The sequence below is a fragment of the Rhodonellum psychrophilum GCM71 = DSM 17998 genome, from assembly GCF_000381545.1.
GTDB lineage: Bacteria > Bacteroidota > Bacteroidia > Cytophagales > Cyclobacteriaceae > Rhodonellum > Rhodonellum psychrophilum.
The window spans coordinates 112,229-124,188 of record NZ_KB906688.1; the positions used below are offsets into that span (position 1 = coordinate 112,229).

Below are 11,960 nucleotides of genomic sequence, written 5' to 3' on the forward strand. Positions count from 1 at the left end.
GCCCAAATGGTTTTTAGAAAAGAAAACTTACGTTGACCAAGAAATTACGCCCGGGTGCAAAAATGGGGCTGTTGGTTCCACGCACGGATCGGTTCAGGTGCTCGTAATAATTTTCGTTAAAGAGATTGTTGATCCCTACTTTTCCAATCAATTGGTCGGTAAAGGAATAGCCTATTTTTACATCCAAAAGGGAAAAGGATGGGGTTTTCGTCTCTCCAAACTCTTGAGAGATCCTGCCCTGTCTGGTCACATAGCGAAGTGAGGCTTCTGGCTTTAGCTTGTTTTGAAGATAGCTTCCAGACAAGACATAGCGCAAGTCCAATGGCGCAATCTCAGGCAACGGCTCGTTGCCGTCCAAATCCTGCGCATAAGTATAAGCCAATGCTAGGGTCTGCTGCAAACCAATCGGCAATTGCTGCGTCCAGCGCACTTCAAAGCCGGTTTTATAAGCGTCCTTAATATTGATAAACCTTCGGACTCCTGGACTGGCTGGAAGTCGCGGGCTAAGTGTGGTGTCAATCACCGAGGAAATATAGTCTTGTAGATAGGCCGCAAACAGGTCAACATTGATCGCAGTTTTCCCTTTGCTCCAGACAAAGGTCAGGTCCACCTGATGGTTTACCTCGGGATTCAACTGTGGATTTCCAATCATTTCGAAGGGGTCTTGACCCACCGGGAAATAGTTGATGAACCGCTCGGTCAGGCTGCCACTCCTCTGGGCCCTGCCGAGCCAAAGGCCTGTTTGGATGGATTCACCAATGGGCTTGAGGATGCCAAGACTGAAATTGGGGTTGATTTGGATTTCTTGGGTTTTAGCATAAACATTGGTGAATTCGACAGATGGATCATTGATATTGGATTGATTCATCTCAAGGCGGGCACTGAATACGTAACTGAAATTGTCCGACATCAATTGATATTCACCAAATACGCCAGTTTTGCTGATTCGTCCTTGTTGCCAAGCATTGTCCTCAAATGTTTTTCCAGCCATCGGGCCCGCTAAGAATTCCCGTATTCGGATACCTTCGGCGCCTTCCACTCTCAGGTCAGCTCCTGCGTACAAATCCCCGTTGGCAAACTTCCAGATTCCTTCGGTTCTGCCACCATAATTATAGGTTTCAGCTCTTGTACTGGTGTTGATTGTCCGTGGGTTTATGGGCTTCAATTGGTTGTCCATAAGATGGTCTACAAAGGAACCGAACACCGTGGTATTCCAGGATTTTAGCTTGGCTTTATCGAATTGGATGTCATGACGGGCATTGAACATCCAGGTGTCATCGATACGAAGATCCATGGGCAATGCCGGAAAATCTGCATCCCTGGCTTGGTTGTTGACGGCCGAAAGGCGAAGTTGCTGTTTGCTGCTGAGCTTGATGCCAAGGTTGGCGCCAAAGCTTCCTCTTTTAAAATCCGCCTGTACCGTTTCGCCGTTTCCAGCCTTGTAATCATCACCCTGTGACCAAGAGCCAAACAGGCTAAGGTCAAATTGATCCCCGCTAAAGCCTATTTGGGCTTCTCCGCGAGGAATATTCCCATTGCTTTCATAGCCCAAAGATACTCTTCCATACATCTCTGGAGTAGCGGTAAATCGAAGTTTGGCCGGTATAAAATTGATCGTTGCGCCGAAGCCAGTTCCATAGCGCAAGGAATAGGGACCTTTCAAAATCTCTATTCTATCCATCATGTTCGGGGCCATTTGACTGGTGGGAGGATCCATTCTGTTGGGACAAGCTGTGGTGGCACTTTGGGCGCCATTCAAGACCACGTTGAGCTGATCGTATTTGAACCCTCGGAATACCGGGTCAAATCCATAATTGCCACTCTTTCGAATGCTATTGAAGGCCGGGATCTGGTTGAGAATCGTAGCTGCATCATGAGCCATGCGCTCTTCGTATTCAAGCGAAACCAACTCTTCCGAGTGCAGCCGCGTCTTCATCGCGATAATCGTCACTGGGTGTAAATTTACCGTCCGGCTTTTTCGGTAATAAATTTGGTTTTCCACCGCGTTTTGTACCTGATCTGCATCAAGGGTCCAGACACCGTAGATGATATGCGAAAGGCGCATGGATTGACCTGCTTTGAAAACAAAGGCAATGGTTCCGTTCTCGTCCGATACACCCTTTTGCTGCTCATATTCAAAGGTGGCACCGATAATGGGCATGGCATTGTCTGCATCGAGAAGCCGAATGTTTTGTTCGGCCCTTTGCCCATGAATTTCACTTGTCAGCAACAGAAGTGCAACAAGCAATATATTTTTTATATTCATTTTTTGCTGTTTGAAATTTTAAAAATAATCAGGTGTTGCCTATCAAGCGATGCAGATATGCATGGCCGATCTCACCGGAAAAGCTTGTTTGCCGGAGTTGGAAACACGAAAGCCGTGACTTTCTTAATTAAATCAAACCCGTGATGTGCATTTCCAATTCTATTCCTGCCTGAAATTGATATGTGATCAGTCTTTGTTTGCTGTTATTGACTTCACCATATCGGCTACAAGCCTAATTATCCAAATAGGCTGATTTTCTTGCAGTTTCGACAACACCAGAAAATGGAAATGCATGTTTCGGGTTAAACAACAAGGAATTGCGGAGGCTTAAAGATTCCCCCATAATGCAAAAAGTTATAAGTGGGGTTTTGAAGGAATGGATTTTGTGGTTTTTCCATTTTTAGAAGCCAGAAGGTCAGCTTCGGTTGGGTACTTGTAAAAAGGGTAAATCTTACCTCTTCGGTCTTGGGATTGGGTTGGAAATCGTTGGTTTCCCCTTCATTCTGATCCACTTTTTGGAGCTGTTTGCCCAAATAACATTTGCCATTACATTCCGACAAAGGTTCGTCTTTGTTGATACAGAGTACTTCTGCAATAAAATCCTGGTTGGCTTTAAAATGGACAAAAATACCTACCCTGAAGAATGACGGGAGTAGGAGGGTGAGCAGCATCAATATGGAAAATGCCTTTTTCAATTAGTTTTTTCTTCTCTGCGCAAAAGTAACAAACCCTGATTTTAAAATTCAACATTGTTGCATTAATTTTCGTTCGTGCTGGTTTTTTTATCCAGCATGTGCTACTGTTTTCTTGCAGCAATTGGGTTTTAAAATAAAATGCGTCTGAGTCCCAAAAACCTATTTCGATAATGGGGTTCGTCCAGCCTGTTGATCGTCACACCTCGTCCATCACCTCCTGATGAACTGTGGATGAATTTTATTTCTTCTCCTTTTTCTGAAATCACTATTCCTGAATGGCCAACGTCGTCAGCATCTTCATAGCCCACAAAAAATATCAGATCACCTTTTTGCATTTCGGCCTCATCAACAGGTTCTCCAAGTAAATATTGGTTGGCTGATCCGGCAGGAATGGCTATCCCAAACTTATTAAAGACAAAGTACAGAAATCCCGAGCAATCAAATCCTTCCAGGGATTTGCCGGCGTATTGGTAAGGAATCCCTTGTAATGACATCGCGAATGTGACCAGGGAATCTGCTTTTGTTTGGGGGGCGGATATCTCCATACTTTTTTCTTGTATGGGTTCAGGTTCGATTGGGTCTAAATTGGCATTGGAAGAATGGTAAGAAATGATTAAAGCCAACGTCCCTACCGCTACCATGATCAATAATTTCGAAGTTTTGTTGAATCTTGCAGAAAATGATTTATTGAGGTTTGACATGCTTCAGAGGGGATGTTGAATGTAATTCACCATGTAAAGCTAATAAAAAAGTTCTTTGTTGAAGCTGGAAGGGAAGATTGACTGTTTCATCCAAATACACAGGCGGAAAACCTTTTGCGGGCAGCTTGGCAGGATAAGACGCTTCAAAAGGAAGTCTCGATCAGCGATAGCGTGGGGTTATTGGACGCAATAGTCAAGCAGTTTCGGTGGAGAATGTTGTTGTTTCAAATGGCAATACTGCTGGTATTATCCTCTGTGTCATTCTGAATATTCCTAAGGACAGATGCTGCTTTTCTAGCGAACAGTGAATGGATTACAAAGTATAAGTTGTTGAAATGGGGAATTAACAAATTGGGCCTGGAGGCAGGAGGTTTACATCACCAATCGGCAAACCATAATCCCTGTTTGGGAAGTATTGGCCTTGAGATAATCGTGTAGCGTTTTTTGGGAAATTTCAACCTCCATAGAATTTGAACTTGCATGCATCAAATGAATTCTGCCTTCGCGCTCCACAGCAAAACCTACATGGACAATATCCAGATTTTTTATCGAAGTGGTGATCGCAATCAGATCGCCTGGCATGATGTTTTCCTCATATTTTTCGATCTCTGCCTTTGGTAAAAAATAATAGGTCCTGGACTTGATCGCTTCCTCAGAGCGTTTGATCTGATCCAAAAACTCAGGATTGCTCAACTGGGGATAAAACTTGGGGTTTTCGGACATAAAAGACGGTTGGTTGACATAAACTGTTCCTCCAATTTCTTGAGTAACATCTTTTATGATCCCTTTTTGCTGGTTTTGATAAATCCAGTCCGAAAAATAATGCAGCCTTGATGAATAATCCTTTCTGATTCCCTCCTGATACCTAAGCCACTCGAGTTCTTTTTCATAGGTTTCATAGGTTAGCATTCCTCTTTTGGCAAGTCTGGCCAAGGTGACAACTGTTTCTAGGTACGTGGTACAATCCAAACCTGTTAGATTAATCACGAGTTTTTCTCCACCGGGAAGGTCCAAGGTCTTCTCCACATAAGGTGTTTTCAGAAAGGTGCTGCCAATTTCTGCCGTCAATTCCTGAATGGATTGATCAGAAAGGTCTTTTTGAGAAAGTTCAGCCATGACCGATTCAAGCCGCTCACGGTCTTCCAATGAGCAAACCGTTTGTCCCTGAACCCAAACAGGAAGAATAATGAGGTATAAAACAATCAGACGCAGTTTCATCAGGTAGTAAGATTAAGTTGAAATAGGCACCAAAAGTTAATTCTTAATCCCCAAATTGGGTAAGGAATTTATTTTTGTTTGAAAAACATGACAAGGCTTTTTGGATTTAAAGGAAATCTGCAAATCCGGATGCGCTTTGAGCGGTTATTGCAGTTTTAAACCCTGTTTCCCTTCAATATTTTAATAAAGACCAATAGGAAGAATACAAAAAATATCCAATCATTAATTCCATAAATGGAGTAGAAGAGCCCTGCCATGGTATCTTTTTTATACACATCCGAAAGATTGTTATTCAGTATCCATTGAATCCAAATATAGCCATATATGAATTTTTCAACTGCAAAGACGCCAACAAGCCATTTCACTTTGTGATAATTTTTTGCAATGGACATATAGGCCAAGCCCCAGATGACAATCATCAATAGGCCAAAATTTGACATCACAACGGGGTCAAATTCAGGGATAGTTGAATTGGTAAATCCTCTTGAAAAAACCAAAACTGTCAAATTCATCAAGCCTGAAATGATAAATCCTTGTGTAATTGTTTTATTTTTAATTGTCATCGGATAGTTTTATGAGTTGCTTCGGTCGATTGATTCAAAATTCTCCTGAGGTATAAACCTTAGAAAGTGTTTTATTGTCGGAATAACCATTTATATGAATGTTGTACAGCACGTTTTGCACATTTAACGCTTGCGATTTCCCAAGTGATTCCCAGCATGCTGGAGAGAACTGATGGTGTTTGCCTGCCCAACAAACTTACTCAAATGGACGGAGTTTTTAATTTATAATTTTCCTTCCACTGGTGACGGGCATTGATTGTGCTTAGAATAATGAATGTTGGTCAAGCCCGAAATATGCATTTGATTTTCCAATCTGATTTTCTCGCCGTTTCAACTCCAATAGCAAATTTCATGTCTGTTTTGGATTTAAGGACGGGACGTTACAATTCCGTCCTTTCCACATATTTACTCCAGTGATGTTGTTCTTTGAACCCCAGTACCTCCCTGATTTTTAGATTGGAAAACAAGGCTTCATGTTCTTCCAATTCCCGGGTAATGGGCACGCCGGGAAAAAACCGCTCAGCCAATTCCTTGCTGGGGATGATCGCACCGTTGTGGTCGTTTCCAGCATTGAAAATCTGAAAACCCAAGTTGTCTTTTTGCAAACACAAATCCACTATTTGTCCCAGATCCCGCGCATCAATATAACAGAAGGCATTTCTGCGACGCACTTCGGGGTTTTTAAAATAATGGGGAAACAGCTCAGCATATTCGTGCGGCTCAATCACATTTCCGATACGCAGGGCATAAATATCAACCCCTGACCGTCGCTGAAAGCTCCGTGCAGTTTTTTCATTCACCACCTTCGATAATCCATAACTGTCCATGGGATCAACATCATAGTCTTCCTCCAAAGGCAAGACATTCGGGTTGGTTTGGCCGTCTGAAAAACAGACACCGTAGGTAGTTTCCGAAGAAGCAATGACAATCTTTTTGATGCCCAGCTTCACCGCTGCTTCGATCACATTGTACGTGCCGATCGTATTGACGCGAAAAGTCTCATTGTCAGGGTTGATCAGGATCCTGGGCACCGCGGCAAAATGAACGACTGCATCAAACTTTGGAATGCCATTACCCGCTTCCAGCTCATCCAATCCCGCATACGAGCTCATGGCATTGAACATTTGTCCGGAATCCGTAATGTCCGCAACCAGATTATCCACACCCGGACAATCCAAGGGTACCAGGTCAACATTCATCACACGATGACCCTGATTGAGAAGGTAAGGGATCACGTGCTTTCCAGCCTTTCCCGATCCACCGGTAAAGAATATTCGCATTTTGGTCATGGTTTTTGATTTGATAATGATTTTGATTTTTTCCTCGTAGCGCATGTGTACGCTACAGGAACAATGTCTGCTTCCAATAATTGATTATAAATGTAGGGAAATTGATGTACTTTTTTGTGAATGACAATGGCTTATTGCTTTGATTCACCTTTAACACCTGAATAAATGATCCGTTACATGGCCTCCCAGTCGATATTGGCAGTGTGCCAGCGAATGAAATTGGCTTTTCTTGATTTATGATGAAGCCAATTTAACCCGATATAGGCATTAGGTTTCACAATAAGGATTGAAACGGCAGGAAAATCACACTATTTGGAGAATTTGCTGCCACACCACAGGGTGAGCCAAAAATAGGGAGCAGCTGACTGATTATGAAGTTGGTCTGAATGAAATAGACATTGCATACAAGGGGTTTAAAATTGAATCCAGAATAATCTTTGGAATGGTGCGCCCTTCAAACTCTTTTTCCTCAAATGGGTTGATACAGGCATGGAACCTTACGCAATCATCGATGAATCCAGTTTTCCCATTGTTCGGATTCGTTTTACCGGGAACAAAAGCAACGATCAGAACTTTCAATCTTACCTTGATCAAACAAAAGCCTGTTATCGGTTTGGCAAACGTCTCGCTTTAATTTTTGATGCCTCGAATGCAGGCATTCCATCCATGTCCCATCAAAAAATGCAAGCCAATTGGTTGAAAGAAAATAAGGAGCTGATGCAGGACTATTGTGTTGGAACAGCTTACGTTATCCCCAATGTAGCGATTCGCGCTATTTTGAAGATGATTTTTTCATTTCAGAAACAACCCGTGCCCTATCAGGTTTTCGAAAATGAAGAAGAGGCTGAGGCTTGGGTAAAAAGCTTTGAGCTGGATTGAGGGATTGCGAGGCAAAGTGTTTCCCAACCCATTGAATTACTGGTGGATTTACCCCTTTTAAAATCTCCCAGCAATCCCTTTTTACACATGCATTCCATTCTTTATTTTGGAAGAATTTTCGAGGAGAAATTATTTTGGACCCGTTTTATGCATTGCCAATTCCATTTCAACTTGAAATTGCTCGATTATCAGTCTTTGTTTCCTGTATTCGACTTCATGTTTCCATTTCCTATGGATCGCAGAGAGGATTGCATGAATAAGAACCCTTTTGAATTGTGGTGTAAATGAGAATGGTTTGTACTGCGGTAATTTAAGCCAACGTGGTATATTGATATATAAGTGATACTCTAAGATTGAAAGGAATGGAGAAATTGGAAATGGTCAAAAGTAACAATAGGATAGCTATCCATACAAACGACATCATTATTGGACTTTTAAATATTGAATAAAGTAGCTTAACAGCATCTATAAAAGTAAAGTTGATTTTTTAGTTGAATTCATTTTTAATGGAATATTGAATATGTATAGCGCTTTTCCTTCTCAAAACCCCGATTTTTGGAATTTCATCATCATGGAATACCGGGTTTTCCCACTATTATTTTAATGATGGTTTTGAGGCTGGATTTTAAGTCAAAGAATTTCAGGATTTTTCTCCTATCAAACAGAATCTCAAATTTTAAGCAAAGTTTAGCGCTGTATTATTTAATCTTTTATGTTTAAGGAAGTATTTGAAGGCGTCAAATTTTTTTCCGGAAATATTATCCTTATTTTTGCGATCCAGCGAATTAATTGACTATTTGTTTAGTATTTTATTTTTATCCATGTTAGAAACACTCCAAACAAAATTAAAAGAGAAACCGAGCAGAAAAGAACGTGAGGTTGTGATTGTGTATCCTTTTAACACCGAAACCAAGGAAATTTTTTTAATTCAAGAATACATTCACAGCTATGATAGAAAATTCTGGAAATTTGTGAGTGGAGGGGTTGACAAAGTGGACAAAGATATACTGACACACGCCATAGAGGAACTCGCAGAAGAAGTAGCAATGCAGTCTGCCGTAGTTTGCCATTTGTACTCATCAGAACGTGTTTTTGGCAATAGACCTATGCATTATTTTATTGCAGAGAATCCGATTGTTATGGAAAATCCACCGGAAAACCCTGATGAGGATTATATCACGGATGCCAAATGGGTAGACCAAACCGAATTTCAACAAATGCTCGACAGCAAGGAATTGTTATGGGATCAAGGGACCATGTGTGCATTACAAGCATTTAGAAGATATCAGTAAGAGACCTTCTTTGATAAACCGACAGTGATTTCGTGTGGGGCGAGTCAGGTTTCAATTTCTTATTTCAATAATTTTGACATTTTCTTCTCTATTGACTTTCAATAAAAGGTCTTTCATCCTTCTATCGATTAAGCAATTCCAAAGATATGAACTGCTAATCAATAATAATTTAGCGACCATTTGCCTTCTTCTTACTTCTGCTACTATTTCGACTTGTAAATATTGATGAAGCTCAGCCAAATCTTTTTTAATGAGTCTGTAAAACGCTTCATTTACTTCGGTTTTGTAGACAGTATTCTTGTCAAATTCTAATTTCAATAAACCTTTAATAAAGCCATTTTTTAGCGCGAGGAGTATTGCTGTATCGTCTTTTAAGAAATCCTTTTCCCGTATAGATTTCAATAATATTCCATTTACACTCATGTGTAATTTAGGATCCTTTTCCTTTGAAGCGATGAGCGCATCAGAATACCTTTTATACCCTGATAATTCGATTGGTTTCATCAACACATAATAAACAATGTCATATACAAAAATCAACTTCAAAAAAAGTGTGATAAAGCCATCAATATCTCTTAAAACGTTTTTCATTACATAAACTTAAATTTGCATATCGGCTGTGGATGCTTTGAACCCGTTTTATGCATTACGGACTCAAGGCAATATTGTAATTGATTGACAATCAATTGGATGCTGACTATTTTTGATTTCACTTTATTGGTGTCAGGAAATATTCTCCCAATAGGCTGATTTTCTTTCCCTTTCAATCCCATTTGGAAACCTATTGCCTATTTCGGCTTGAATGGTAAATATAGTTCATTTAACCCGTTCGATAAATCCCTGATTTTATTCTATGCTGAATTCGCCTAATATTCAGTGGATTGTTTGTGATTTTTGATTTCATATTATCGAGGCTCCGTCTTATTCTTCAAACAGTCTGATTTTTTTGAAGTTTCAATCCCCATGTTTTCTTTCGGCGTTTGCTCTTGCGCCATGGTTCTGATAGTGGTAAGTAGCACCATAGTGATTGGGCACCCTTTATTGTAAAATTCACCTGCGCAAATTTATTGAAAGGTCAATCGGTAGTGAATAAGGATGGCATCTTGTGGCGAATGAAGATGTTTTTTTGCATTAAAACTTCTGACCAACGAAAAATTTATACCCTCAAAATCAGCTAATTTTAGGTGCTGAATATTTCTAACCAATTTATTTATTTTTCAAATGTGCTGGATTAAGCCAATTTTTATTGTCTAGGAGGATTGGGATGAGAATCGTTTTTGAAAGGTAAATGATGACTTTGTCGATCATGGCCGATCGTTCCATTCCACATCAAGCTTATCCAATACCTGATTTAATTCAGCAAGAGATTTGCCTTCAATTAGATTAACCTTAATCTTCATCACTTGCTTTTCAGTTTTTAGGATATACTTTTCTTTGGCGTGTTGGATGGAATTGATCTCTTCCAATTTTATTTTCTTTCCCCAAGGCCAGTTCTGCTTGATCATTCCCTCTTCTATGGTCAAATATTGGTTTTTAACCTGATTCGTATAAAAAACAAAGTAAAGTCCGGAAAGAACAATCCAGGTGATGCCAAGCAGCAATCTTTCAAACAACCAAAAATTTAAGATTCCAATTGCCAACCAAAATATTGCTAAGAACAAACTCATGGCTACTTCATTTTTTTTGTAGTGTATTGTCATGAACAGTGTTTATTTTATGGATTGATAATCATTTATGCTAACCTCATTTGATAGGTCTACTCTTTTGGGAAGATTTCTTATCATTTCAATTCTGAATCTTCGTTTGCGTCGGAGTACGATTGAAACCCTGCTTTTCCTTCATTTCCTTCAGCTAAATCTAGCTGATTGAGTTGGATTTCTTCCAGCCCAATCTTAATGACGATGGTTTAGGTCATTCGCTATTTCTAAGTTTCAGTTTCATCATTAAGTCGGTCTGTTCGGCATTGCCCAATTTGAAAACGTGTTTGTCAAACTCAACGAATCCGTTTTTCTTGTAAAATTTTATTGCTCTCGGGTTCTCTTCCCAAACGCCCAACCAAACATAGTCAGCATTTTTATTTAGGGCAATTTGAATCGCCTTGTCGTAAAGTAATTGTCCAACGCTTTTTCCCTGAAAATTCTTTAAAACATAGATGCGTTCAATTTCAAGGGCTTTGTCGTCTTTCAGTTCGGTTTGCGATTGTCCAAAGTTGATTTTCAAGTAACCGATTACTTTGTTGTCAAGTGTTGCGAAATAAATTTCCGTGTTGTTGTCGTTGAGTTCAGTCGTCAGTTTGGCTACTGAAAAACCTTCTTCAAGATACGTTTTCATATTCTCTTCGGTGTTGCCGAAGGCGAAAGTTTCAAAAAAGGTCTGTTTGCCAATTTGCTGTAATTGGTCAAGGTCGGCAATGGTTGCTTTTTTGATATTTAAATTTTCCATTGATAAAAAAACAAACTTCCAAAGAGAATTGGACAGGTAATATACAATGAGTTTTAGAATGGTGCTTAAAGATGAAATCAACCGACTGGTCATTAATTGACTATCGTTTGAAATGGGATTGGCATTGCATGTCAAGGGTTTTAACCCGTTTTATGCATTACGAACGCTATTTAATATTTTAATTTACTGATAATCAATTGGATGCTGGCTATTTTTGACTTCACCCTATTGGTGTCAGGAATTATTCTTCCAATAGGCTGATTTTCTTTCAGTTTCAATCCCATTTGGAAACCTATCGCATATTTCCATCTAACTTATGATAGGGCAGCATTTAACTCATCGGCTGACATATTCAGTGATAGCATCTTTTTTTTAATTGATGCTATCATTCGATCCTTCATTTCTTTTTGGTATTGGTCTAAATTACCGGGCTGGTATCTTTCTCCTTTTATAATCATGTTCCAGATAATTACTGCCAGCTTTCTGGCAGTTGCGGTAATGGCAGCTCCCCTTCCTTTGCGATAAGCCACTCGTTTGAAAAACCTTGTCAACACCCCATCTTTGGTTTTATCAATGGTGTTTGCAGCATTTCTTAAAGCCAGCGCCAACTTGTTA

At 40.0% G+C, this 11,960-nt stretch carries 11 protein-coding genes and 1 pseudogene; 2 read left to right on the forward strand and 10 right to left on the reverse strand.

Annotated features, from left to right (window positions below; translation table 11 throughout):
* Positions 1 to 13: 13 nt before the first annotated feature.
* From F824_RS0119695 to F824_RS0119720, 6 genes are all read right to left on the reverse strand, one after another.
* On the reverse strand, positions 14 to 2,266 hold the full coding sequence (locus F824_RS0119695; RefSeq protein WP_019599659.1) for a TonB-dependent receptor domain-containing protein: 2,253 nt from the start codon (positions 2,264 to 2,266) through the stop codon (positions 14 to 16).
* 302 nt (positions 2,267 to 2,568) lie between these two features.
* The gene (locus tag F824_RS26970; protein WP_019599660.1) at positions 2,569 to 2,961 is read right to left on the reverse strand and encodes a hypothetical protein; all 393 of its coding nucleotides are present in this window, start codon (positions 2,959 to 2,961) and stop codon (positions 2,569 to 2,571) included.
* A 128-nt stretch (positions 2,962 to 3,089) separates the two neighbouring features.
* Positions 3,090 to 3,662 carry a C40 family peptidase gene (locus F824_RS26280; RefSeq protein ID WP_019599661.1) on the reverse strand — a complete coding sequence of 191 codons (573 nt, stop codon included), beginning with the start codon at positions 3,660 to 3,662 and terminating at the stop codon, positions 3,090 to 3,092.
* Positions 3,663 to 4,034: 372 nt separating this feature from the next.
* Positions 4,035 to 4,880 carry an N-acetylmuramoyl-L-alanine amidase-like domain-containing protein gene (locus F824_RS0119710; protein WP_019599662.1) on the reverse strand — a complete coding sequence of 282 codons (846 nt, stop codon included), beginning with the start codon at positions 4,878 to 4,880 and terminating at the stop codon, positions 4,035 to 4,037.
* A 155-nt stretch (positions 4,881 to 5,035) separates the two neighbouring features.
* Positions 5,036 to 5,443 carry a hypothetical protein gene (locus F824_RS0119715; RefSeq protein ID WP_019599663.1) on the reverse strand — a complete coding sequence of 136 codons (408 nt, stop codon included), beginning with the start codon at positions 5,441 to 5,443 and terminating at the stop codon, positions 5,036 to 5,038.
* 380 nt (positions 5,444 to 5,823) lie between these two features.
* Positions 5,824 to 6,732: an NAD-dependent epimerase/dehydratase family protein gene (locus tag F824_RS0119720; protein ID WP_026333821.1), complete on the reverse strand. Its 909-nt coding sequence runs from the start codon at positions 6,730 to 6,732 to the stop codon at positions 5,824 to 5,826.
* Positions 6,733 to 7,221: 489 nt separating this feature from the next.
* On the opposite strand from F824_RS0119720, the gene F824_RS0119725 reads away from it, so the two are divergent.
* Positions 7,222 to 7,611, forward strand: coding sequence for a DUF7793 family protein (locus F824_RS0119725; RefSeq protein WP_019599665.1), 390 nt, complete (start codon positions 7,222 to 7,224; stop codon positions 7,609 to 7,611).
* 821 nt (positions 7,612 to 8,432) lie between these two features.
* On the forward strand, positions 8,433 to 8,903 hold the full coding sequence (locus F824_RS0119740) for an NUDIX domain-containing protein (RefSeq protein WP_019599667.1): 471 nt from the start codon (positions 8,433 to 8,435) through the stop codon (positions 8,901 to 8,903).
* A 51-nt stretch (positions 8,904 to 8,954) separates the two neighbouring features.
* Here F824_RS0119740 and F824_RS0119745 read toward each other — a convergent pair whose 3' ends face one another.
* The 4 genes and pseudogenes from F824_RS0119745 to F824_RS27750 form a co-directional block, all read right to left on the reverse strand.
* A complete protein-coding gene (locus F824_RS0119745; RefSeq protein WP_019599668.1) occupies positions 8,955 to 9,494 on the reverse strand; it encodes a hypothetical protein in 540 nt (179 codons plus the stop codon).
* A gap of 713 nt (positions 9,495 to 10,207) precedes the next feature.
* The gene (locus F824_RS0119765) at positions 10,208 to 10,603 is read right to left on the reverse strand and encodes a hypothetical protein (protein WP_019599672.1); all 396 of its coding nucleotides are present in this window, start codon (positions 10,601 to 10,603) and stop codon (positions 10,208 to 10,210) included.
* Between the two features lie 211 nt (positions 10,604 to 10,814).
* On the reverse strand, positions 10,815 to 11,345 hold the full coding sequence (locus F824_RS0119770) for a GNAT family N-acetyltransferase (protein ID WP_026333822.1): 531 nt from the start codon (positions 11,343 to 11,345) through the stop codon (positions 10,815 to 10,817).
* A gap of 314 nt (positions 11,346 to 11,659) precedes the next feature.
* Positions 11,660 to 11,960: pseudogene (locus F824_RS27750) on the reverse strand (IS110 family transposase); the annotation flags it as partial.